The sequence below is a fragment of the Candidatus Accumulibacter sp. ACC007 genome (assembly GCF_907163205.1).
In the GTDB taxonomy this organism is placed as follows: domain Bacteria; phylum Pseudomonadota; class Gammaproteobacteria; order Burkholderiales; family Rhodocyclaceae; genus Accumulibacter; species Accumulibacter regalis.
This window is the reverse complement of sequence record NZ_CAJQUD010000001.1, coordinates 1,804,620-1,826,295: the sequence shown is the minus strand read 5'-3', so window position 1 is coordinate 1,826,295 and position 21,676 is coordinate 1,804,620. Positions and strand designations below refer to the sequence as shown.

Below are 21,676 nucleotides of genomic sequence, written 5' to 3'. Positions count from 1 at the left end.
CGCCGCGTCATTTTTCCATCGCTCGGCTGGCGATTGATGGCCCTCGTCGCGCGGCAAGCGCGTGCCGGGACTGGAGAACGAAATGAGTAATGACCTGATCCCCGATTCCTACCTCGAAGGCGAACGCGCCTGGTGCCACGTCATCTACGGCCTGCACGCGCTGGCCGTGGTGATCGGCGTCGCCGGTGCGGCGAGCGTCGCCGGAGCCTTCGTTTTCGGCGTGCCATCGCTGATTGCCGTGGTTCTCAACTACGTCAAGCGCAGCGATGTCCGCGGCACCTGGCTCGAAAGTCACTATCGCTGGCAGATCCGGACCTTCTGGTTCACGGCGCTGTGGTTGCTGGTCTACGGCCTGCTGATCATCACCATCATCTTCATTCCGATCGCCTGGTTGTTGATCGTCATCCTTGGCGTGTGGGTCGGCTATCGCGTCGTTCGCGGCTGGCTCGCCCTGTCCGGACGAAGAACCATCGACGACGGCTGAACGGCTCCGCAGGGCCTGCCGGTCGCCGCGTTGGCCGGTATCGAGACACTTTTCCGCGGCTGGTCGGCTATCCTTAAGTATCAGTCAAGTCAATGGCCCGCATTCATGCGCTTTCTTTGCTGCCTTCGCCACCTTGTTCTCGCGCTGGCTGCCGGCTTGGCGTCGGGCGCTGCCACTGGCGGCGAACGGGTCTCCTCCAGTGCGGATGGCCGGGCGCTGACGGTGGTGACGGACGACAACTACCCGCCGTACGTGTTTCGCGATGGCGATGGCGCGCTCACCGGTTATCTGGTCGATAGTTGGCGACTGTGGGAGAAGAAGACCGGGGTTCGCGTCGACTTGCTCGGCAGCGACTGGGCGACGGCCCAGCAGCGTATGGCCGATCGGCAGGCAGAGGTGATCGATACCATCTTCAAGACCGCCGAGCGCGAGCGCAGATTCGCTTTCACGCTGCCCTACGCGCAGATCCCGGTGGCCATCTATACCCATGCCAGTATCGGCGGGATCGTCGATCTGGCAACCTTGCACGGCTTTCTGGTTGGTGTGAAGGCCGGAGACGCCTGCGTCGAGGTGCTCGCCGACGCGGGGATTGACAGCGTGCAGCCCTTCAGCAGTTACGAGGCGCTGGTGCAGGGGGCCATTGCTGGCCGGGTGAGGGTCTTTTGCCTCGACGAGCCACCGGCCAATTACCTGCTCTACCGGAATGGCGCCGACGAGGGGTTCAACAAGGCCTTCACCCTGTACACGGGCGAGTTTCATCGCGCCGTGAACGCTGGCGACGATGCGACGCTGGCGCTGGTGGAGCATGGTTTTGCCAGCATCACGCCTGGCGAGGAAAAGATCCTGCGCGACAAGTGGATGGGAACTCCCCTGCTGCGCTCGCCCTACGTCCGCTATCTCGCTTACGCTCTCGTGCTGGGTGCGCTGCTTGGCGCTGTCCTGCTGCTTTGGGTGATGAGTTTGCGACGGCTCGTCCGGCAGCGAACGGCTAAGCTCGCGGCAACGCTCGATGCCATTCCCGATCTGATGTTCGAGTTGGGACTCGACGGCAGCTACCATGACTATCATTCGCGGCGCCGTGGCCTGCTGGCAGCGCCCGCCGAGTCCTTGCCGGGTCGGCGACTCAGCGAGGTGCTGCCGCCCGCTGCCGCGGCGAGCTGCCTGGCCGCCTTGCAGGAGGCCAATGAAACAGGCTACTCGGGTGGTCGACAGTACGAACTGCAGTTGCCACAGGGAAAGTTCTGCTTCGAGCTGTCGGTTGCACGCAAGCCGGTCGTCAGCGGTGAAGCGCCGCGCTTTGTGACGCTGGCGCGCGACATCACCGCCCGCAAGCACGCCGAAGCGGGACTGTTGCGCCGTAGTGAGCAACTGGCGCTGATGGCCGCGGCGAGTAAGGAGATCAACAGCGAGCTTGATACGCCGCTGGTTCTGCGTCAGCTCGTCGCCGCGGCATTGAAGATCACCGGCGCCACCTCCGGGGCGGCGGCGCGCATGAGTGCCGGCGAACTGGTGTTCAGCGAGTACAACCAGGGCGGCGAACTGCTGCCGGTCGATTTCCGCTTTTCGTCGGGTCAGGGTGTTCCGGGTCGGGTGATGGAGACCCGTCGCTTCCACCTCAGCAACGATGCCGAGAACGATCCGTACGTCATTGCCGAGATTCGCCAGGCGCTCGGCTTCGATAACCTGCTCGATACCCCGATCCTCAGTCGCCACGGCGACCTGCTCGGCTGTTTCGAAATCCACAACAAGCCCGGCGGATTCGACGACGACGACGTGCATCTCTTGCAGGGCCTGGCGGCAAGCGCCGCGGTGGCGTTGGAAAACACCGCGCTGCTCGCCGAACGGCGGCGAGCGGAAGAGGCTCTGCGGGAAAGTGAAGCGCTCAAGGCTTCGGTGCTCGCCAGCGCCGCCTGCGGGATCATTGCCACCGATCCGCAGGGGCTGATCACGGTCTTCAATCCGGTTGCTGAGGCGATCCTTGGCTATGCTGCGCAGGAAGTCGTCGGCAGGCTGACGCCGATCGCCTTTCACGATCCCGCCGAGGTCGCGGCGACGGCCAGGATGCGCAGTGAAGAGCTGAATTGCCAGGTCGATCCGGGCTTCGATGCCCTGGTCATCAAGGCGCGTTGCCGCGGCGAAGTTGACGAGCGCGAAGTGGACTATGTACGCAGGGATGGCCGCCGGCTTGCCGTTCGTCTGGCGGTGACCGTTCTGCACAACGCCGCCGGCGACCTCACCGGCTACCTCGGGACAGTGGTCGACATCAGCGAGCAGAAGGAAGCCGAAGCGCGCATCCAGCATCTGGCTCACTTCGATTCGCTGACCTTTCTGCCCAACCGCAGCCTGCTTGAAGAGCGCGTCCACCATGATCTGAGCCGTGCCCAGCGGGGCCGCGAGTCGCTGGCGCTGATCTTCCTTGATATCGACCGTTTCAAGCAGGTCAACGATTCCCTCGGTCACCGGATCGGCGATGAACTGCTGATCCAGCTCGCCGAGCGTCTCCGCCACACGGTGCGCGACGAAGATACGCTGTGTCGCCTGGGTGGCGACGAGTTCATCCTCGTCCTGCCGAATACCGATGCCGAAGGCGCAGCGCACGTCGCGGCCAAGTTGCTGGAAATCACCGCGCCCCCGTATCGCATCGATCAACACGAGCTGAGCTGCTCGGTGTCCGTCGGCATCGCCATGTACCCGGTTGACGGCGAGAATCTGGAACAGCTGTCGATGTGCGCCGATACCGCCATGTATCGCGCCAAACAGGGCGGTCGCAATGCCTTCTGCTTTTTCACCGCCGAGATGCAGGAGCGCTCGGCACGCAGCTTGCAGCTCGAGAATGACTTGCGGCGCGCGCTCGAGCGCGGCGAACTGGCCGTCTTCTACCAGCCGCAGCTGGCGCTGCCGGGGCGCCAGCTGATTGGCGCCGAAGCGCTGCTGCGCTGGCAGCACCCCGAATTCGGAATGGTTTCGCCAGGCGAGTTCATTCCACTGGCCGAAGAGTCGGGGCTTATTCTGCCGATCAGCGAATGGGCGCTGCGTTCGGCAGTCCGCCAGATGCGCCGCTGGCACCAGGCCGGGCTGCCGCCGATGCGCGTCGCCGTCAATCTCTCGGCAGCGCAGTTCCGTCAGGCCAATCTGGTGCAGGGGGTGTCGCGGATTCTTGATGAAGAGGCGCTGCCAAGGCAGTATCTCGAACTCGAGCTGACGGAAAGTGTGACCATGGACAACCCGCTCGCCGCCATCCTGATGATCGATCAACTACGCGCGTTCGGCGTGCGCCTGGCCATCGACGACTTCGGTAGCGGCTATTCGTCGATGGGCTACCTCAAGCGATTTCGCGTGCACACGCTCAAGATTCCTCGCTCGTTCGTTGCCGACCTGGCTGCCGATCCCGACGATGAAGCCATCGTTGCGGCGGTCATCAGCCTGGCGCACAACCTTGGCCTGCGCAGCACCGCCTGCGGTGTGGAAAACGAAGCGCAGCTGGTGTACCTGTGCGCGAAGGGCTGCGACGAGGCGCAAGGCCACCTCTTCGGCGGGCCGCTGCCGGCGGCGCAGTTCGAGGATCTGGTTCGCACGCGTTACCAGCCCGCCGAGCGCTAGTCAACGATCAGCGCTCGGCAACCCACACCAGCAGGGCATCCAGAGCCGCCTTGCCGAGGCGGGCATTCGGGTCATTGATCAGGCCGACGACGATCCAGCGCCTGCCGCTGTTGTCGAGCACAAAGCCGGAAATCGCCCGCACGCCTTCAAGATAGCCGGTCTTCAGGTGCGCCCGGCCAGCCGCTGATCCATTCTTCAAGCGCTTGCGCAAGGTGCCGTCGACGCCGGCGACCGGCAGCGAGGCGATCAGTTCGGCCATCACCGGACTTCGCCAGGCGGCGCTCAGGACCTGCGCCAGGCCAGCCGCCGAGACGCGCGCGTGGCGCGACAGGCCGGAGCCATTGTCGATGAACAGTTCGGGTAGCTGCAGACCGTTGGCCAGCAGCCAGCCGGCAATCTGACGCCGCGCGCCCTCGATCGTCGCCGGCCGTTCGCTGTCCAGCGTCAGGAACAGCTGGCGGGCCATGACGTTGTTGCTGTACTTGTTGATGTCGCGCACGATCTCGCCGAGCGTCGGCGACTCCTGGACGACCAGCGTACTGGCGCCAACCGGCGTGCGTCCTTCGCGCACGCGGCCCCTGAAACTGCCTCCGAGTTCGCGCCACAGCACACGAAACAGGTCTTCGACCTGGAGATCGGCGGTCCACGGGGCCAGGCTCAGGCTGCGTTCGCCACAGGCTGCCGGAAAGCTGCCACTGAGTTCGATGCTCATCCCCTTGACCACTGGCGTCAGTTGCTCCCGCCAGTCGCCGCAGGCGCCACGTTCGAGGCGCAGGCGATTATCGATGCGCAGGCCCTCGCTCGGCGTCTCGGCGATCACGCGTACCGTGTTTCCTGCCGCGTCTGCCTGCAGGAGCAGGCGCAGGCTCCTGAAGTTCACCAGCAAGGCGTCGGGGCCAGCGTTGTAGGGCCGCAGCGGCTGCTGGTCGAACTCACCCGGGTCGTGTGCCGGTAGTGCAAAGGCACTGCGATCGAGGATCAGGTCACCGTTGATTTCGCTCACCCCGCGCGTGCGCAACTGGCGCAGCAATAGCCAGAACTGTTCCAGCGCCAGCTTCGGGTCGCCGCTGCCGCGCAGGTACAGGTTGCCCTTGATGAGGCCGTCGTGCGGGCTGGCGTCGGCGAGTATTTCGCTGCGCCAGGTATAGGCTGGCCCGAGCATCTCGAGGGCAGCGTAGGTGGTCACCAGTTTCATCGCCGACGCCGGGTTCATCGCTTTCTGGGCGTTGTGGCTGAGCAGCGGCGGTCCGCCGTCGACCGCCTGCACGACGATGCCGACCGAACTCGCCGGGATGCCTGCCTGCTGCAGCGCCTGGCTGACGACGCTCGGCAGGTCGGCCGCCCGGGCCAGCGGCAGGCCGCCGAGCAGCCCGGCAAGCACGATTGGAAAAAGCGCTCTTGCGGCGCCGAGCAGCGGTGAAGGGTGGGTCATCAGCGGAGGAAGTGGCCGTGCGAGGCGGGTCGGGGAAAGCGGCGGCCGCAGCGGCGTGTCCTAGCTCACCCCTGGTCCCAGGGTGCCGGATGGCTGAGGAACTCGCTCAGCATCGCGTCGAGCTGAGCGAGCAGCAGATCGTTACGTCCGGCCAGCCAGGCGCGCACGAGATCGCTGTGGTGGCCCGGCAGGGCCTGCGCCACCAGGTGTCCGGCAACGGTGAAGTCGTTCATCCGGCCGAGAAGGTCGAGCAGCCCGGCGGCACTTTGATGATAACGCTGCAGGCGGCGGGCCGGAATCAGCGGGGCAAAGAACTCCAGTGCGTAACGCAGCCGCTTCAGAGCCTTGCGCAGGTCGTGCCGGGCCTCTGGATTCGAGTCCTTGGTTTCGGCGGCCAGTTCGGCGACCTTCTTGGCGCGTTTGTTCAGCGAACGTGGGGCAAACACGGTCAGCGCGGGCTTCTTTTTTTCCGCCAGGGCCATCGTTTCCGCAGTGAACTCGAGGAGCAGCTGCGAGTAGCTGGGAGATGCCATCGCCGCTTGCGCCGCCTTGCGACAGGCAGTCAGCTGGATCGCCGCCTGTTTGGCGACCGCCTTGACATCGTTGTGATCGGGAAAAGCCTTGCTGATCGGTGGCAGGACCTCGGTGAGGAAAACGTCCCAGTTGCGGGTGTCGCCGAGTTGGCTGGCGAGTGTGCCCCAGCGGGGGTCGAATTCAGCGACGTAGTCGACCGGCAAGAGCGGTCTCCAAAGGCGAATTGCCGAGCGCAGGCGACGGATCGAGACCCGCGCCTGATGGACGAAGCCCGGGTCGTCGCTTTCACGTGCGCCGCGCTCGTTGCCCTGCAATTGGTTCAGGCAGGCGAAGACCGAGCTACGGAAAACGCCGATGCTCGACATGCCCAATTGCAGTTGGGCGTCGGCAGCCTTGACCGGCGTCCGCTGCGTGTTGGCGGCCAGGCGGTAACCGCGCTCGGCCTTGCTCGGGCTCTCCGGGTGCAGTGGCAGATCCTTCTGCAGGGCGATGGCCACCGCAAACAGATCGGCAACGCTTCCCTCTAGCAGTTCGAGCTCGACTTCGCAGATCGTCTCCTGACGTCCGTTGGCGTCGATCTTTCCACGATCCATGGCCACCTCGATGCGCGTCCCTTCCTGAGGGGCGAGAAGCCAGCTGAGGCGCGTGAAGTCGGTGCAGAACAGCGGTGCAAGCTCCGGCGTCGCGGCTTCGAGGAAGCGGCGCAGCTTCGGATTGTCGACGTGCGAAAAATCGAACTCGCCGGGTTGACCGGGGATCTCCCATTCATTGCGCTGCGCCAGCCCCCCCGGTGACGGCAAGTCGCTCTTGACGGTCAGCAGCCACTCGGCACCTTTCTGGCGATAGCGCACGGCAACTCGCTTGCCCTGGAGTCGTCGGTCGGGGGTGTCGTAGTAGGTGCTGACCAGTTTCTGTCGGTACGGCTTGGCGTCGGCCAGGAGCGGGTGTGTCGGCAGCCTTCGCGCTGAACTGGCCGGCACGCTCAGCTTGATCTCGGTTTCCAATGCCATTGATGGGGTCTCCTCGTGAAGTTGTTATGGGTGCGGCAGATTTCAGAGATCATAGTTGCGCAGTTGGTCGACATCGGCGATGTGGATTCTGCGTCCGTCGACGACGATCAGACCTTTTTCCGAGAGCTCGTGCAGGATGCGCGAGAAATGCTCCTGCGTCAGATTGAGACGCGAGGCGATGACGCCCTTGTTGGTCGGCAGCGTCACGATGATCTTGTTCTCGCAATCCTCGCTGTGTTCGCGCAACAGGTAGCCGATGATTCGCCGACGGCCCGAATGCAGCGAATACGATTCGACGTCATTCATCAACTGGTGCAAGCGCATGGCCAGTCCGGCGATCATCTTGCGGCCGAGTCTGGGGTCGGCATCGAGTTCTTCGTTGATCGCCGCCTTCGAGATGTGCAGCACCAGCGAGTCGGCCAGCGCCTGCGCATAGACCATGAACGGCCTGTCGGTGAACATCACCGCCTCGCCGAAGGTTTGCCCCTGCGGCAGGATGTCGACGACTTTTTCGCCGCCTTGCGGCGACGTGAATGCCAGCTTGACCTGGCCGTAGACGATCAGGTAGAAGCCGGTCGGTGTGTCGCCCTTGTGGAAGAGAATGTCGCCACGCGTCGCGTTGATTTCGCGGGTGCCGCGGGCGAGGCGCGCAATTTCTTCTTTCTCCAACTCATTGAACAGCGGTACATGCGCCAGTAGCGCTTCAATATTGATGCCGTGATGGGACGAATGCATAAGCGGTTTCCGAAACAGTCAGCCGGCAGCAGGAATAGCGGGCGGCAACAATATTCGCATTTGTACTCGCCGGGGGCAAGCGATCTGCCGCGCAGGCGCGGTCAACCGGTTACGCCGAGGAGAGAAATGACGTGTGGATGGTTCGCGCAAGTCTCCGCCAGCGAGGGCCGTTTGGCATATCGCATCGTCTGGTCGTATACTCGGCCGATTTTTTACGCGAGGCAGTTGTGGATTCGCATGTCGTGACGCTTGGTTCGGAAGCACCTCCGGTGCCGGAAATATCCGCAGGCACGCCCGCCAACATGGCGCGCGCCTGGTTGTGGTTGGGGGTAATGGCGCTGATTGGTTCGGGCCTGCTGGCGGTACTGCTGGTTCTCTCGCGCACACCGGGTATTCAGGATGTCTTTCCCCTCAAGGACATGTTTCGCGCTGCGCTGGTGGTACACGTCGACCTGTCGGTGGCCGTGTGGTTCATGGCTTTTGCCGCCGTCATCTGGTCCGCGGTCGGCGCAAGGTCAATGGCGTGGCTGGGCTGGAGCGGTTTCGCCCTGGCCGCCCTGGGCACGGCGCTGATGACCGTCTCACCGTTCTTTCCGGGTGCCGAGCCGGTGCTCAACAACTACATTCCGGTGTTGAAGCAACCGCTGTTCTTTGCCTCCCTGTGGATCTTCGGCGCCGGCATCTCTTTGGCGGTGTTGCGCGCGCTGATCACCACCTGGCCGCAACGCTTTCTTGGCGAACCGCTGCGCCTTGGTGCTTTTCTCGGTGCCGTCGCCGCTTTCCTGGCCCTGGCCGCTTTCTACTGGTCGTGGTGGGCCGTGCCCGAGGTCGAGGGGACGATCTATTACGAAGTGATGTTCTGGGGCGGCGGGCACACCCTGCAGTTTCAGCACGCGCTACTGATGGTCGTCGCCTGGCTGTGGATTGCCGCAGACCTCGGACGCCCGTCCCTAGCGTCTCCGCGCGCGCTGTCGGTGCTCTTCCTGGTCGCCGCGCTGCCGCTGCTGGTGGTGCCGGCGATCTATCTGCTGGTGCCCGCTGGCTCACTGCCGCACATGGAGTTGTTTGCCAAGCTGATGGAGTGGGGCCATCCCTACATGGGGCCCCTGATCCTCCTTGGTGCGCTGTCCTTGTGGGGGGTGCGGACGCTGCCCGCGGCGCCCGCCAAGTCGGCGTTTGTCGCATCCTTCACGCTGTTTGCGCTCGGTGGCGTTCTCGGTTACATGATTCATGGCGTCAACGTCGTCATACCCGCGCACTACCACGGGTCGACGGTCGGCGTCACGCTGGCCTTCATGGGACTGGCCTACGTGCTGTTGCCGCAGCTCGGGTTCGGCACGATCGATGGCCGCATGGCGCTCTGGCAGCCGTACGTCTACGGCGGCGGGCAGTTGATCCACGTGCTCGGCCTGGCCTGGTCGGGAGGCTACGGCGTGCAGCGCAAGGTCGCCGGTGCCGAGCAGATGCTGACCACCTTGCCGCAGAAGATCGGCATGGGGATGATGGGCCTCGGCGGCCTGATCGCGGTCATCGGCGGCCTGATGTTCGTACTGGTGTGCCTGAAGGCGATGTCGCGGCGGCGGGCGAAATGAAGGCGCTGCGGCGCCAGCTCGGCCCATGAATCAGGAGCGCGCGCTATGGGTGGCGGTAGTCGCTGGCGTGCTCACCGTCGCCACCGTCGCGCTGCTCGCCTACCGTCTCCTGGTCCTCGGCGGATTGCCGCCCGGCGATACGATTCCCGACAGCCTGCGTTCGGCGCCGCAGTTGTCGCCGGCAGAGGCACAGGCCGAGGTCGACGCGATCATGGCACTGACCCTGGATGATCTCGACGGCCAGCCGCAGGCCCTTGCCCAGTGGCGAGGCAAGGTGCTGGTGGTCAATTACTGGGCCAGTTGGTGCAAACCCTGCGTCGAGGAGATGCCGGCTTTCTCGCGCCTGTACAGCCGCTATGCGGCGCAGGGCGTGCAGTTTCTCGGCATCGGTATCGACGAAGTCGACAACATGCGCTCTTTTCTCGACCGGACGCCGGTTTCGTACCCCTTGCTGGTCGGCGGCAAGGAAGCCACCCAGACGCCCGGGCTGCAGGTCAAGGCGCTGCCGTATACGGTGGTCATCGGGCGCGACGGGCGCTTCGCGAGCAGTCGCCTGGGGCGGCTCGACGAGGCAAGACTGGAGCCGCTGCTGAAAGAACTGATCGGGCAGTGAGCCGGCGGTCGGCGGTGACGAATCGCGATCGTTAGCCTGGAAAACCAGCCTTAGTCGCGGCCGGATAGGGCGCGCTCCACGCTGGCCTGAGCGCGCTGAAGTCGCAGGTGGCCGTCGCTATGGGCAGCGCGCAGAGCAAAGTCGAAGCGATCGACGTGTGCGCAGAGCCTGAGGTCGGCGGCCGGCAGGTTGGCGTTGCAGTCGGCCCGAAAGCGACGCCCGAAATCGGAGTTGCGCACGCGCGCTGCGTAGGGTTCAGGGTCGGGGTTTTCGCCGTGCAGTAGCGCTTCCATGTAGTCTGCGCAGGCGATGTCCTCGTCGCCATCGCGATCTACCCATTCGCCAGTGATGACGAAGCAAACCTCGGCCGGTCGCAAGGCGAGCAGCGCCTGCGCGGTGGCGCGCCCGAGAACCAGGCTGCCGGCGAACAGCGCGCGGCAGGAGCGGAAGCGCGCCAGGCCGCGAACTCCCGCAGCGGTGGTCTGAATGAGCGGTCGACCGGCCAGGTCGGCGCCCTGCAGAGCCGACGGCGAATTGCCGAAGTCGAAACCGGGTATCGGGTCGCCGCCGCCGACCGCGCCGGTGGTCAGTGCGTTTGGCAGGGTGCGTTGCAGGTGGAATGCTCCGGCGATCGTTTCCACCGGGTAGATGGCACTGGCACCGGCGGCAAAAGCGTAGGCCGCCGTCGAGAAGGACCGCAGTACGTCGATCACCACCACGGCATCGTCGGGATCGTGTTCTTGCGGATCGAGGCGATTCAGGAAAACGCGGCGGGTGCGCATGCTGGCTTCAATACCCTTCTGGCATAGCCCATGCAGAGCTCAAGGCGAATCAATGAACTCGCGCAGGTCGCGAACGAAGCGGTCGCGTTGCCACTGGTGCGGAGAGTGGTCGCTACCTTCGTAGATGTGCAGGATGGCGCCGGCGATGCGGTTCTTGACGTAGTGGGCGGTCTCGCTACGGTAGTAATTGCTGTCGCCACCGTAGACCAGTAGCGCCGGGATGTCGATGCGCTCGAGAGCGTTGCGGTAGTCGGCTTCGGCAAGACTCTCCCAGCAGGCGATCAACGGCGCCGGATCCTGCGCGCTCAGCCATTGCCGGGCTTTCTCCAGACCGCCCGCGTTCTCGTGATACTTCTGCCGGGCGCGCTCGTTGAGCCCCATGCCGCCAAGGCGGAGAACCGATTCGGCGAAGTCGTCTTCCAGATGGCGCAGGAAGGCTTCCGACTGCTCGCGGTCGAACTTGCCGTAGATGCCATCGGACCAAGTGTCATCGGTGAGCAGTTTGGGCGATTGATCGATGAAAACGACCTTGCGCAGATTCCGGCATCCGTGTTCCTCGATGTACTGCCAGAGGGTCAGGGCGCCCATCGAGTGGCCGACGACCACCCACTCGTCGAGCCGGTAGTGCTCGATCAGGTTGCACATGTCTTGCGCCATGCGCTGGACGGTCGGTACCGTGTCCTGCGCAAGGCGGTGGCCGCCATGGCCGCGGGCATCCCATTGGAATACCCGGTGGTGCGCTGTCAGGTGCTCGAGGAAGGGCTGCCATTCGCGGTGGCTGGCGGTCCACCCGTGCAGCATGAGGATCGGCGAGCCATCGCCAGATATCTGGACGTGGATCTTTTCGCCATCGTCGGCAAAGAAATGCGTCATCGAAACGGACAAGCAGAAAAAGAGTCAGGGTGTCACAAGCGTGTGACAACGGCAACTATAATCGCCGTCTGACCGGGCGCTCGCTCAGCGCCTGGCGACGCGTCGCAAGAAGCGGCGTCGCGCGGGAAGCAATAGCTGGTCTGCCTCGGCCGTCGACCTTGGGCAATCCTCGTCCGGCATACCGAACATCGCATTCAGGGCAGCCATCGCCCCGGCACGGGCGGCCGCCTGCGAGGCGAACTGGCCAGGCGGCGCAAACAGCGGGCAATACTGGTAGGCAGGAACCTCGGCGCTGGCGTCATCGTCGGCGATGAATTCCAGCGGGCCGATCGGGAAAACGAGTCGACAACGCTCGCCGGACGGTCGATCCGACCAAAGGTCGCCGCCGCCGGGCAGGATGAAGAGATTGATGAACCAGGGCGTGATCACCGCGCCGACCCAATCGCCAAGCATGCCGTCGCTACTGCTGCGTTCCCCGCGCACTGCTGATCGCGGCGCAGCCTGGCCGTGCGGCCCGGCGCCGCTGCTCGATGTGGGGTCACTCGCTGCCTGCCAGCGACGGAAACCAACCGCTTCCACGGACAGGGCGAGATTGACGAAGGGCAGGTCGCGCATGCTGGCCAGCCAGATGCGACGGTACATGGCTTCGAGGCGCGCGGCCGGGTTGTCGCTGATCGGTTCTGCGGGAGCAGGCGGAGGGGCCTGGAAAGCTGCCTTGCGAATGCCGGTGGTCATTGAAGCGTGCTCCGTGTTGGTCGCGGCGTGTTCAGATCGGAAAAGTGCGCCGACGGGTCGTAGTCGCCGGCAAGGGACGCGCCGACCGCGGCAAGGGCATCTTCGATCAAAGCCCGCTGGTGATCGTCAAGGACCTCCCTGGCCAGACCGAGCGAGGCCAGAATCCAGCTGCCGAGCGGTTGTCGCCCGATCAGCATCATGTTGACCCGCTCGCGCCGCAGCGCGTTTCCCTGCCGCCGCTCGGCGATGGCGAAGTCACCGTTTTCGTCCTCCAGGGCGACCAGTTGCAGCGGAATCGACAGGCACATCAGGCGACCCCGGCAGGCAGTCGTGAGGCGCGGATTCCCAGCCGTGCCAGTTCATCGACAACCATGCGCAGCAGCGCTGGCATGACGCTTTCGACTTCCGGGCTGAGTTCCATTCCCAGCGCCAGCGACAATGGCTGCACACCAATAATAGCCGTGTATTTTGGCGCTCTGCCGAGAAGATCCAGCGTCGCCAGTACATCGCAAAGGCCGATCTGGTGTGGCGACAGCTTGGTCTTGAAGAACACCGGTACCGCGTCACCGGTCAGGCGGACCGGCGTCCCGGGTGGCTGGCCGGCACGAACGGCGTCAACCATGATCAAGGCGTCGAGGCCCTCAAGCTCGTCGAGCATTTCCATGCCGCAGGTGCCGGCGTCGATGATGTCGACGTCGCTGGGTAGCGAGTACGCCAGCGGCAGGCGCTCGATGGCATGCACTCCCAGCCCTTCATCGCTGAGCAGGATGTTGCCGGCCCCCAGTACGACGACGCGCATGCTCAGCCCGCCTGCGGCGAGCGATCGCTGCGGCGGGCGGCGGACGACGGGGGCGTCGGCTTTTCGCCGCGCGCAGTGGCCGACGGCCATCACGCCGCCTTGACCGTGACCAGCGGCCGCTGCTCGGTGTCGACGACATGTACGGCGCAGGCCAGGCAGGGATCGAAGGAGTGCACGGTGCGCAGCACTTCGAGCGGCTGGTCGGGAATGGCCACCGGCGTTCCCGCCAGGCAGGCCTCGTAGGCGCCGGGGGCATCGGTCTCGTTGCGCGGTGCGGCGTTCCAGGTAGTCGGTACGACGCACTGGTAGTTCCTGATCTTGCCGTCGTCAATGACCACCCAGTGCGAGAGGACGCCGCGCGGCGCTTCGTGGATGCCGACGCCAGCGACTTCGTCCTTGGGGAAGAGCGGTTTGTTGAAAGTGGTCAGATCACCCTTGGCCATGTTCGCCAGCAGCAGATCCCATTGCCGCGCCAGTTCGTCGACCTGCACCGCGCAAGCGACGGCGCGTGCCGCGTGGCGGCCAATCGTCGAGTGCAGCGCGTCGAGACCGACCTTGCTCTTGGCGACCGTCGAGACCAGGTCGAGCGCCTGCGTTGCGTAGGCGATTGTCGGCTGGTGCCCGGCGGCGACCATGGCCAGGACGCGTGGCAGCGGACCGACCTGCATCGGCTTGTCGTAGAAGGTCGGCGATTTAAGCCAAGAGTACTTGCCGTCGTCGTCGAAGTCGGTATATTGCGGTCGCGTTTCGCCCTTGTAGGGATGCAGTGGGCCCTTGCCACCTTCGTACCACGAGTGTTTCACCGATTCGGCAACGCCCTCCCTGAAATAGGCGTCGTCGTGGGTCTTGATTTCCTTGAAGCTGCTCAGGTCGCCGGCGGCGATATGCCCGCCGGGGAGGGCAAAGCGAGTGTTCTTGCCGTCAAGCGGGATGTCGGGTACCGAGACGTAATCGACGATGCCGCGTCCAATGGCCGTCCACTCCGGGTAGAAACCACCGATCACGGCGACGTCGATCAGGTACACGTTCTTCACGAAATCGCTGAGCTGGTCGATCCAGCCCTTGACCGCCAGCAGACGTTCGACGGTGAGCACCGACTGCGAGTCGATGGACAGTGCGTTGGCCACGCCACCAACGGCGACGTTCTGGATGTGCGGCGTCTTGGCGCCGAGGATGCTGACGATCTTGTTGGCGTGACGCTGCACGTCGAGCGCTTGCAGATAGTGGGCGACGGCGATCAGGTTCACGTCCGGCGGCAGCTTCATCGCCGGGTGGCCCCAGTAGCCGTTGGTGAAAATCCCCAGTTGTCCGGTGCCGACAAAGCTGGCCAGGCGTTCCTTGACGCGGGTGAATTCGGCCTTGCTGTTGCCCGGCCAGCTGGACAGGCTTTCGGCCAGCGCGGCCGCCTTGCCGGGGTCGGCTTGCAGGGCGCTGGTGACATCGACCCAATCGAGCGCCGAGAGGTGGTAGAAATGCACGATGTGATCGTGCACCGCGTGCGCCAGGATGATCATGTTGCGGATGTACTGGGCGTTGAGCGGGATTTCCATCTGCAGTGCGTTCTCGACCGCGCGTACCGAGGCGATGGCGTGAACCGTCGTGCACACGCCGCAGATACGCTGGGTGATCGCCCAGGCGTCGCGCGGGTCACGACCGACGAGGATGGTTTCGACGCCGCGCCACATCTGTCCCGAAGCCCAGGCTTTCTTGACCTTGCCGCCGTCGACCTCGACATCGACGCGCAGGTGACCTTCGATTCGCGTGACCGGATCAATCGTGACTCGTTGCGACATTTTCCTGTCTCCTGAAAGAGCGCTAGCTGTGTGCAGGCTGGGCGTACGATTCTTCGCGCGGTAGTACCGGGAAGCGGCGGGTGATGACGATGTAGCCGAGGAGTTCGGCGGCGAAGATGCCGATGGTGACCAGCAATTCGGGGACCGATGGGAAATAGGTCCATCCAGGGCCGGTATCGAAGGCGATCAGGAAGCCGTTCAGGCGCAACAGGACGCCCCCGAGCATGACGGCGATGCCGGCCAGGAAGAGGCGCGCCGGATTGCGTCGCGCGTCGACCGTGCGGATGAGCAGGAAGGGGGCGATGAAGCAGGCGTTCTCGATCCAGAAAGTCAGGGCGATGAAGCTGGGCTGGAAAGCCTGGCCGAGAACGCCGCGCGCGATGAGGTCGGCGAAACGGACCAGCAGATAGAAGGCCATGATGCCGAGCATCACTCGGGCCATCGGATTGAGCATCGACACCTCGACCTGACGGCGGTAGGCCGACGCGGCGACGCAGGACTCGAAGAGCACGACGCCGTAGCCGAGGATGATCGCCGAGAGCAGGTAGATCAGCGGCTGCATCGGGGTCTGCCAGAGCGCATTGACCTGTCCGCCCATGACCACCAGCATCGTCCCCAGCGAAGCCTGGTGCATCATCGGCAGGACGATGCCGAGGGCGATGAAGAAGAAGAGCAGTTTGCCCAGCTTGCGGCGCGCGTCGTGCAGCCCCAGCTTTTCGAGGAATACCGGCGAGAACTCGATCCACATGACGATGATGTACAGCGTGATGCACGCGGCGACTTCGAACATCACTGAATTGACGTTGAAATAGCCCGGCCAGAAGATGTGCCAGAAGTTCCACCAGCGGCCGATGTCGAAGGTGATCGCCGCACCGGCCAGGGTGTAGCCGAAGAGGCTGCCGAGCAGGGCCGGGCGCACCAGCGGATGGTACTGGCCCTTGTTGAAGATGTAGACCAGCAAGGCGACCGAGAAGCCGCCGCAAGCCAGCGCCGACCCGATGAAGACGTCGACCACCACCCACGCGCCCCAGGAATAGCCATCGTTGAGGTTGGTGGTGGTGCCGAGGCCGAAGATCAGGCGCACCAGAATGATCGTCGCCATGACCGCGATCAGGACGCCGCAGACAAGGGTCGTGGCGTTGAACAGGCTGCCGCCAACCGGCGCCGGCCGGGCGTTTTGTTGACTGCTCATGACCACTCCCTCCCTGGTCCGGTCGTCGCTGCCGGCGAGTTGTGATCATCATCGTCGTCGTCATCTTCATCGTGATGGACGTTGCGCTTGGCGACGTAGGTCATTGCGCCGAGGACGGCAAAGGGCATCAGCAGGCCGCCGTAAAGCGTGTGCTGAATGGTCTCGGAGGTTGCCGCCGACGACTTGGGCGGCAGATTCGGCATGCCGACTTTTTCGAAGGGAACCGCCGAGAGCTTGAGCACCTGCGTACCGCCGTACTCGTGCTCGCCATAAACGTGCTGCTGGTAGGTGCCGACGTAGCCTTCGTAACTTTGCTCCGGGCCGCCGTCGATGCTGCCGCGCGGGTAGCGGGTGAGGCTGCCGGCGGGAAGTGCCAGGCGGCGCCTGGCTTCGATCAACAGATCGCGGGTTCGGCCATGCAGGGTGGCGCCGGTCGGGCAGACTTCGGCGCAGGCCGAGAAGTGACCGTCGGCGACGCGATGCCGGCACAGTTCGCACTTGCCGATCTTCCCGGTTGGCGAGTCGTACTGGTACTTGGGAATTCCGAAGGGGCAGGCGACGACGCAGTAGCGGCAACCGACGCAGGCGTCAGGATCGTAGGCGACGACGCCGGTGACCGGATCCTTGGTCATCGCCGTCACCGGGCACGCCGAAACGCACGACGGGTCGGCGCAGTGCATGCACGAGGTCTTCATGAACGCGTAACCGTTGCTCTCGGCGTCCTTGGTGGTCATCGTCCCGTGGCGATACATCTTGATGATGTTGAAGGTGTGGCCGCTGGTATCGAGTGGCGTATCCCACAGCTTGTCAACGGTCGAGAACTCGGGCGGATTGTCGTTTGCCTGCTTGCACGCGGCCACACACGCCTTGCAGCCAATGCACAGGGTCGCGTCGTAGAGCAGGCCAAGGGCCTCGGGCGGGCGTTGATAGGTGTCGCGTGCCGCCGCCGGCGTGCTCACCGTGCCGATCGCTCCGCCGGCGACCGCCGTACCGGCAGCGCCGAGGCAGTTCTTCAGGAACCTGCGACGCGGGTTCCCGTCGCTGCCCGGTTCACGTGTCTCGGTACGCATCTCAGACCTCCGTTTTCCCGCCCGCTGCCCTGGCGCGTTGGGCTTCCTCGGCCTGGTGTGAAAGACCCAGATTGCGCGCGACCATTGCCCCGGCCCCGGCGGCGGCTCCGGCGACGGCCGCCAGCAGCGATGCCGAGCCAAGCGTCGCGCCGACGCCTTGCTCTTCGACGATGCGCGGGTATTGTTGCGGTGGCTCGGCATTCTTCACTTTCGCGAGCATGTGAATCGCCTTGCTGAAACCGACGCCCTGTTCGGTACAGCCGATGCACGGATGGCCGCAGCCGACCGGCCAGGTGCCCGCCCCGGCGTCGCCGAAAAGTACGGTCGGGCAGTTGGCGTAGGTTTCCGGCCCCTTGCAGCCGAGCTTGTAGAGGCAATAGCCCTTACGGTGCCCTTCATCGCCGAATTGCATGGCAAAACGGCCGGCGTCGAAATGGGCGCGTCGCTCGCAGTTCTCATGGATCAGGCGCGAATAGGCGAACTTTGGCCGACCCAGGTCATCGAGCGGTGGCAAGGCGCCAAAGGTGAGGAAGTGCACCACCGTGGCCAGGAAGTTGTAGGGGTTGGGCGGGCAGCCGGGAATCGTCGCGACCGGTTTGCCAAGGACGTCGGCGACGCCGGAGGAACCGGTCGGGTTGGGGGCAGTCGAGGGCATGCCACCCCAGCTTGCGCAGGAGCCGATGGCGATCACGGCCGCAGCATCGGCGGCGCATTCCTTGGTCAGTTCAATCGCCGTCTGGCCGCCCACCTTGCAGTAGATGCCGCCGTCACGGGTCGGGATGGCGCCTTCGACGACCAGCAGGTAGGCACCTTTGTTTTCGGCCATGGCCGTTCTGCGCGCCTGCTCGACCTGATGGCCGGCGGCGGCAAAGAGCGTTTCGTGGTAGTCGAGCGAGATGACGTCGAGGATCAGCCTTTCCAGCGTCGGATGCTCGGCGCGCAGCAGCGATTCGGTGCACCCCGTACATTCCTGGAAGTGCAGCCAGATCACCGAAGGCCGCTTCTTGCTGGCCACCGCTTCGGCGACCGCCGCTTCGGCGCCGGGTGGCAGGCCGAGGCCGGCGGCGACGGTGGCGCAGAACTGCAGGAATTCGCGTCGCGGCATGCCGAGTCTCTTGCTCGCATCGGCGATCTTCGTCTCGTCCTCCAGCTGCAGCAGACGGGTGTTTGCCATTTTCCTGCCCCCTTGTCTCGCTATCTCGCTTTCGTTGCCCGACCGGTGCTCGGGAAATCTCGCCGCGGTGCACCAGGAACGGCGCGTGTATCCGAAGCATTTACAGGAGAGGTGCTTACAAGAAGCGTGCCAGTCAGAAAACGGCCAATAAAGCAGCGACATGCGCTTGCGCGGCCGACACGAGAAGGTAATGCGGCTTTCGCCCGGGTCGAGAAGTGGAAACCTTCTTTCCACTCAGTTGGCCGCCCGCTTCGCCTTGATGGTCGCCTTGCGCTCGCGGTTGTCGCGGCCGACGGCGTTGCTCTTCGAGTGAGCGTTGCAGCGCGTTTCGATTCGCCCTACGATCGGCGCATGAAACGATCGCTCATCGCCAGCAGCGCCAGCGTCCCGGAGCAGCGGCCGCTCGCGCACGCCCTGACCGCCCCTGACTGCCTGCCGGAGACAGGGGCGGCGTTCGAAGGCGTGGACGAGGCGGTGTGGATCGAGGTGATTCACAAGATGGACGACGTGTATAACGACCTTCTGCAATACGAGGTTGTCCTCGAACAGAAGAATGCGGCACTCGAGGATTCGCAGCAGTTCATCGAGAGCGTGCTGGCGTCGATGTCGGACATCCTCATCGTCTGTAATCGCCACGGTGCGATCGACGAGGTCAACGACTCGCTGCGCCGCTTCATCGGCCAGGACGAAGGCGAGTTGCGTGGCCGGCCGCTGTGCGATCTTTTTGCCGACGAGGCGTCGCGGCAACGCGCCCGTGATTTCTTCTCGGCGGCGCGCCCGGCAGCGGTTCAGGACTGCGAGCTGCGGATCATGGGGCGAGATGGCAGCCCGCTGCCGGTCTCGCTGAACTGCACGCCGCGTCTGTCGGGAACCGGCAAGCTGCTTGGCATGGTGCTCACCGGCCGCCCGGTTGGCGAACTGCGCCGCGCTTACCATGCCTTGCGGCAGGCGCATGAAGACCTCAAGCGCACTCAGCAGCAGCTCCTGCAAGCCGAGAAGATGGCTTCGCTCGGTCGTCTGGTCGCGGGTGTCGCGCACGAACTCAACAACCCGATCAGCTTCGTTCTCGGCAACGTACTGGCCATCCGGCGGTACACGGCGCGCCTGCAGACCTATCTGGAAGCGGTGCACAGCGCCCCCGGCGGGCGAGCAGGCGAACTGGACGAGCTGCGTCAGGAGCTGCGCATCGACCGCATCATGGACGACCTCAATCCCTTGCTCGACGGGATGAGCGAAGGCGCCGAGCGCACCCGCGACATCGTCGATGGACTGAAGCGCTTCTCGGCTATCGATCGCAGTGCCGATCAGGGCTTCAATCTCACCGCCGTGGTCGACCGTGCGGTGCGCTGGGTGGCGCGCTCGGGCGTGCGCGATTTCGCCGTCAAGGTCGATCTGCCGGGCGACTTGCCGGTCATCGGCTCGTCCGGGCAGATGCAGCAGGTGCTGATGAACATCGTCCAGAACGCCTGCGACGCGACTGCCGGCTGCGCCGTGCCGACGCTCGAAATCAGCGCCGAGCAGCGCGGCGGGATGATCGTCCTGCACTTTGCCGACAATGGCCCGGGTATTACGCAGGGGAACCTGGCGCGATTGTTCGACCCCTTCTTCACCACCAAGCCGGTCGGGCAGGGGACTGGTCTCGGGCTGTCGATCAGCTACGGGATCGTCGAACGGCACGGCGGACGCCTGGCAGCGACGAACCGGGCGCAGGGCGGCGCCCTGTTCACCCTGACCTTGCCGCTGGCGCCGACCTAGATCGGGTCGCCGCCGCCGATCATCTCGCTCGGCCTGACCCAGCGGTCGAAGTCCTCGCCGCTGACCTGCCCCAACGCCAGTGCTGCCTCTCGTAGCGTACTGTCGTCATGGTGCGCGCGCTTGGCGATTTCCGCGGCGCGGTCATAACCGATATGCGGTGCCAGCGCGGTGACCAGCATCAGCGAGCGCTCAAGCAGCTCGCCGATGCGTTCGCGTCGGGCCTCTACGCCGCACACGCAGTGCGCCTCGAAGCTGCTCATGCCGTCGGCCAGCAAGCGCACACTCTGCAGAAAATTGTGGGCGATCAGCGGCTTGAAGACGTTCAGTTCGAAGTTGCCGGAGGCGCCGCCAATGCCGATCGCGACGTCGTTGCCCATCACCTGGCAACAGAGCATGGTCAGCGCCTCGCACTGCGTCGGGTTGACCTTGCCGGGCATGATCGAACTGCCCGGTTCGTTTTCCGGAATGCTGATCTCGCCGAGGCCACAGCGCGGCCCCGACGCCAGCCAGCGGATGTCGTTGGCAATTTTCATCAGCGCCACGGCCAGCGTTCTGAGCGCGCCGTGCGCGGCGACCAGACCATCGTGTGCCGCCAGCGCCGCGAATTTGTTGTTTTCCTCAACAAACGGCAGGCCGCTTTCGCGAGCCAGTTCCTCGGCCACGCGAGCACCGAATCCCGGGGCAGTGTTGAGGCCGGTGCCGACTGCCGTGCCACCGATGGCGAGCGGGTACAGCGAGGGCAGGGCGTCGTCGATGACTGCTTCGGCGTGTTCGAGCTGGGCGACGTAGCCGGAAAACTCCTGGCCCAGGGTCAGTGGCGTCGCGTCCTGGAGGTGGGTGCGGCCGATCTTGACGATGTCCGAAAAGGCGGCCGACTTGGCCGCCAGTGTGGTGCGCAGCCTGGCCAGCGCCGGCAGCAGGGCGCGCGTGATGCCGAAAACTGCAGCGACATGCATGGCAGTCGGGAAAACATCGTTCGACGACTGCCCACGATTGACGTCGTCGTTGGCGTGCACGCAGCGCTTCTCACCGCGTTCGCCGCCAAGGAGTTCCGAAGCACGGTTGGCGAGAACTTCGTTGATGTTCATGTTGCTCTGCGTACCAGAACCGGTCTGCCAGACGGACAGCGGAAACTCGGCTCGATGGCGGCCGAGCAGGACTTCCTCGGCGGCGGCGGCGATCGCCCTGGCCTTGTTTTCCGGAAGCAGACCGAGGTCACTGTTGACCCGCGCGCAGGCCGCCTTGACGGCAGCCAGGGCGAGGACCAGTTCCTCGGGCATGCGCTCGCTGGAGATGTCGAAGTGCTCGAGCGAACGCTGCGTCTGGGCTCCCCAGAGGCGGTCGCTGGCTACCTCGATGCTGCCGAAGGAGTCGTGTTCCCAGCGCGTTGCGTTCATCGCCTGGGTCGCCGCTTGCGCTGGGGAGCTTCCGGGAGTGGGCGCATAAGTTTGCTCCTGACTGTTGGCAGCTCGCATCATAACTTTCGCTTGTCCGTACGGCCAG

18 protein-coding genes are annotated in these 21,676 nt (G+C 64.7%); 5 read left to right on the top strand and 13 right to left on the bottom strand.

What is annotated here, in order from left to right; genetic code table 11:
- Positions 1 to 82 precede the first annotated feature (82 nt).
- Both QZ634_RS07850 and QZ634_RS07845 read left to right on the top strand, forming a co-directional pair.
- Positions 83 to 484, top strand: a complete 402-nt coding sequence (locus QZ634_RS07850) for a hypothetical protein (RefSeq protein WP_291987024.1) — start codon at positions 83 to 85, stop codon at positions 482 to 484.
- 156 nt (positions 485 to 640) lie between these two features.
- Positions 641 to 4,084 (top strand): EAL domain-containing protein, encoded by a 3,444-nt coding sequence (locus QZ634_RS07845; RefSeq protein ID WP_291987023.1) that lies wholly within the window; start codon positions 641 to 643, stop codon positions 4,082 to 4,084.
- A gap of 7 nt (positions 4,085 to 4,091) precedes the next feature.
- On the opposite strand, the gene dacB is transcribed toward QZ634_RS07845, so the two are convergent.
- The 3 genes from dacB to QZ634_RS07830 form a co-directional block, all read right to left on the bottom strand.
- Positions 4,092 to 5,516 carry a D-alanyl-D-alanine carboxypeptidase/D-alanyl-D-alanine-endopeptidase gene (gene dacB / locus QZ634_RS07840; RefSeq protein ID WP_291987021.1) on the bottom strand — a complete coding sequence of 475 codons (1,425 nt, stop codon included), beginning with the start codon at positions 5,514 to 5,516 and terminating at the stop codon, positions 4,092 to 4,094.
- Positions 5,517 to 5,581: 65 nt separating this feature from the next.
- The gene (locus tag QZ634_RS07835) at positions 5,582 to 7,060 is read right to left on the bottom strand and encodes a CYTH and CHAD domain-containing protein (protein WP_291987019.1); all 1,479 of its coding nucleotides are present in this window, start codon (positions 7,058 to 7,060) and stop codon (positions 5,582 to 5,584) included.
- Between the two features lie 42 nt (positions 7,061 to 7,102).
- On the bottom strand, positions 7,103 to 7,795 hold the full coding sequence (locus tag QZ634_RS07830) for a Crp/Fnr family transcriptional regulator (protein WP_291987017.1): 693 nt from the start codon (positions 7,793 to 7,795) through the stop codon (positions 7,103 to 7,105).
- A 269-nt stretch (positions 7,796 to 8,064) separates the two neighbouring features.
- On the opposite strand from QZ634_RS07830, the gene QZ634_RS07825 reads away from it, so the two are divergent.
- Both QZ634_RS07825 and QZ634_RS07820 read left to right on the top strand, forming a co-directional pair.
- Complete coding sequence (locus QZ634_RS07825) at positions 8,065 to 9,387, top strand: cbb3-type cytochrome c oxidase subunit I (RefSeq protein ID WP_291987015.1); 1,323 nt, start codon at positions 8,065 to 8,067, stop codon at positions 9,385 to 9,387.
- Positions 9,388 to 9,412: 25 nt separating this feature from the next.
- Positions 9,413 to 10,000 carry a TlpA disulfide reductase family protein gene (locus QZ634_RS07820; RefSeq protein ID WP_291987013.1) on the top strand — a complete coding sequence of 196 codons (588 nt, stop codon included), beginning with the start codon at positions 9,413 to 9,415 and terminating at the stop codon, positions 9,998 to 10,000.
- A 50-nt stretch (positions 10,001 to 10,050) separates the two neighbouring features.
- On the opposite strand, the gene QZ634_RS07815 is transcribed toward QZ634_RS07820, so the two are convergent.
- The 9 genes from QZ634_RS07815 to QZ634_RS07775 form a co-directional block, all read right to left on the bottom strand.
- Positions 10,051 to 10,782 (bottom strand): 2-phosphosulfolactate phosphatase, encoded by a 732-nt coding sequence (locus QZ634_RS07815; RefSeq protein ID WP_291987012.1) that lies wholly within the window; start codon positions 10,780 to 10,782, stop codon positions 10,051 to 10,053.
- 39 nt (positions 10,783 to 10,821) lie between these two features.
- Positions 10,822 to 11,655 carry an alpha/beta hydrolase gene (locus QZ634_RS07810; RefSeq protein WP_291987010.1) on the bottom strand — a complete coding sequence of 278 codons (834 nt, stop codon included), beginning with the start codon at positions 11,653 to 11,655 and terminating at the stop codon, positions 10,822 to 10,824.
- A gap of 84 nt (positions 11,656 to 11,739) precedes the next feature.
- Positions 11,740 to 12,390, bottom strand: coding sequence for a [NiFe]-hydrogenase assembly chaperone HybE (hybE, locus tag QZ634_RS07805; RefSeq protein WP_291987008.1), 651 nt, complete (start codon positions 12,388 to 12,390; stop codon positions 11,740 to 11,742).
- Positions 12,387 to 12,698, bottom strand: a complete 312-nt coding sequence (locus QZ634_RS07800) for a HypC/HybG/HupF family hydrogenase formation chaperone (protein WP_291987006.1) — start codon at positions 12,696 to 12,698, stop codon at positions 12,387 to 12,389. Before QZ634_RS07800 ends, hybE begins: the two co-directional genes overlap by 4 nt.
- Complete coding sequence (locus QZ634_RS07795) at positions 12,698 to 13,189, bottom strand: HyaD/HybD family hydrogenase maturation endopeptidase (RefSeq protein WP_291987004.1); 492 nt, start codon at positions 13,187 to 13,189, stop codon at positions 12,698 to 12,700. Before QZ634_RS07795 ends, QZ634_RS07800 begins: the two co-directional genes overlap by 1 nt.
- An 89-nt stretch (positions 13,190 to 13,278) precedes the next feature.
- Positions 13,279 to 14,982, bottom strand: coding sequence for a nickel-dependent hydrogenase large subunit (locus QZ634_RS07790; protein WP_291987002.1), 1,704 nt, complete (start codon positions 14,980 to 14,982; stop codon positions 13,279 to 13,281).
- A 22-nt stretch (positions 14,983 to 15,004) separates the two neighbouring features.
- The gene (hybB, locus tag QZ634_RS07785; protein WP_291987000.1) at positions 15,005 to 16,174 is read right to left on the bottom strand and encodes a Ni/Fe-hydrogenase cytochrome b subunit; all 1,170 of its coding nucleotides are present in this window, start codon (positions 16,172 to 16,174) and stop codon (positions 15,005 to 15,007) included.
- The gene (hybA, locus tag QZ634_RS07780) at positions 16,171 to 17,244 is read right to left on the bottom strand and encodes a hydrogenase 2 operon protein HybA (RefSeq protein ID WP_291986998.1); all 1,074 of its coding nucleotides are present in this window, start codon (positions 17,242 to 17,244) and stop codon (positions 16,171 to 16,173) included. Before hybA ends, hybB begins: the two co-directional genes overlap by 4 nt.
- Position 17,245: 1 nt before the next feature.
- The gene (locus QZ634_RS07775) at positions 17,246 to 18,418 is read right to left on the bottom strand and encodes a hydrogenase small subunit (protein WP_291986995.1); all 1,173 of its coding nucleotides are present in this window, start codon (positions 18,416 to 18,418) and stop codon (positions 17,246 to 17,248) included.
- A gap of 351 nt (positions 18,419 to 18,769) precedes the next feature.
- On the opposite strand from QZ634_RS07775, the gene QZ634_RS07770 reads away from it, so the two are divergent.
- The gene (locus QZ634_RS07770; protein ID WP_291986993.1) at positions 18,770 to 20,173 is read left to right on the top strand and encodes an ATP-binding protein; all 1,404 of its coding nucleotides are present in this window, start codon (positions 18,770 to 18,772) and stop codon (positions 20,171 to 20,173) included.
- On the opposite strand, the gene fumC is transcribed toward QZ634_RS07770, so the two are convergent.
- Complete coding sequence (gene fumC / locus QZ634_RS07765; protein ID WP_291986991.1) at positions 20,170 to 21,570, bottom strand: class II fumarate hydratase; 1,401 nt, start codon at positions 21,568 to 21,570, stop codon at positions 20,170 to 20,172. The genes QZ634_RS07770 and fumC overlap by 4 nt on opposite strands.
- Between the last annotated feature and the right edge of the window lie 106 nt (positions 21,571 to 21,676).

Coding starts and splice junctions, on each gene's coding strand:
- QZ634_RS07850 (WP_291987024.1), top strand. CDS start 83: ATGAGTAATGACCTGATCCCCGATTCCTACCTCGAAGGCGAACGCGCC.
- dacB (WP_291987021.1), bottom strand. CDS start 5,516: ATGACCCACCCTTCACCGCTGCTCGGCGCCGCAAGAGCGCTTTTTCCA.
- QZ634_RS07835 (WP_291987019.1), bottom strand. CDS start 7,060: ATGGCATTGGAAACCGAGATCAAGCTGAGCGTGCCGGCCAGTTCAGCG.
- QZ634_RS07830 (WP_291987017.1), bottom strand. CDS start 7,795: ATGCATTCGTCCCATCACGGCATCAATATTGAAGCGCTACTGGCGCAT.
- QZ634_RS07820 (WP_291987013.1), top strand. CDS start 9,413: ATGAATCAGGAGCGCGCGCTATGGGTGGCGGTAGTCGCTGGCGTGCTC.
- QZ634_RS07815 (WP_291987012.1), bottom strand. CDS start 10,782: ATGCGCACCCGCCGCGTTTTCCTGAATCGCCTCGATCCGCAAGAACAC.
- QZ634_RS07810 (WP_291987010.1), bottom strand. CDS start 11,655: ATGACGCATTTCTTTGCCGACGATGGCGAAAAGATCCACGTCCAGATA.
- hybE (WP_291987008.1), bottom strand. CDS start 12,390: ATGACCACCGGCATTCGCAAGGCAGCTTTCCAGGCCCCTCCGCCTGCT.
- QZ634_RS07800 (WP_291987006.1), bottom strand. CDS start 12,698: ATGTGCCTGTCGATTCCGCTGCAACTGGTCGCCCTGGAGGACGAAAAC.
- QZ634_RS07795 (WP_291987004.1), bottom strand. CDS start 13,189: ATGCGCGTCGTCGTACTGGGGGCCGGCAACATCCTGCTCAGCGATGAA.
- QZ634_RS07790 (WP_291987002.1), bottom strand. CDS start 14,982: ATGTCGCAACGAGTCACGATTGATCCGGTCACGCGAATCGAAGGTCAC.
- hybB (WP_291987000.1), bottom strand. CDS start 16,174: ATGAGCAGTCAACAAAACGCCCGGCCGGCGCCGGTTGGCGGCAGCCTG.
- hybA (WP_291986998.1), bottom strand. CDS start 17,244: ATGCGTACCGAGACACGTGAACCGGGCAGCGACGGGAACCCGCGTCGC.
- QZ634_RS07775 (WP_291986995.1), bottom strand. CDS start 18,418: ATGGCAAACACCCGTCTGCTGCAGCTGGAGGACGAGACGAAGATCGCC.
- QZ634_RS07770 (WP_291986993.1), top strand. CDS start 18,770: ATGAAACGATCGCTCATCGCCAGCAGCGCCAGCGTCCCGGAGCAGCGG.
- fumC (WP_291986991.1), bottom strand. CDS start 21,570: ATGAACGCAACGCGCTGGGAACACGACTCCTTCGGCAGCATCGAGGTA.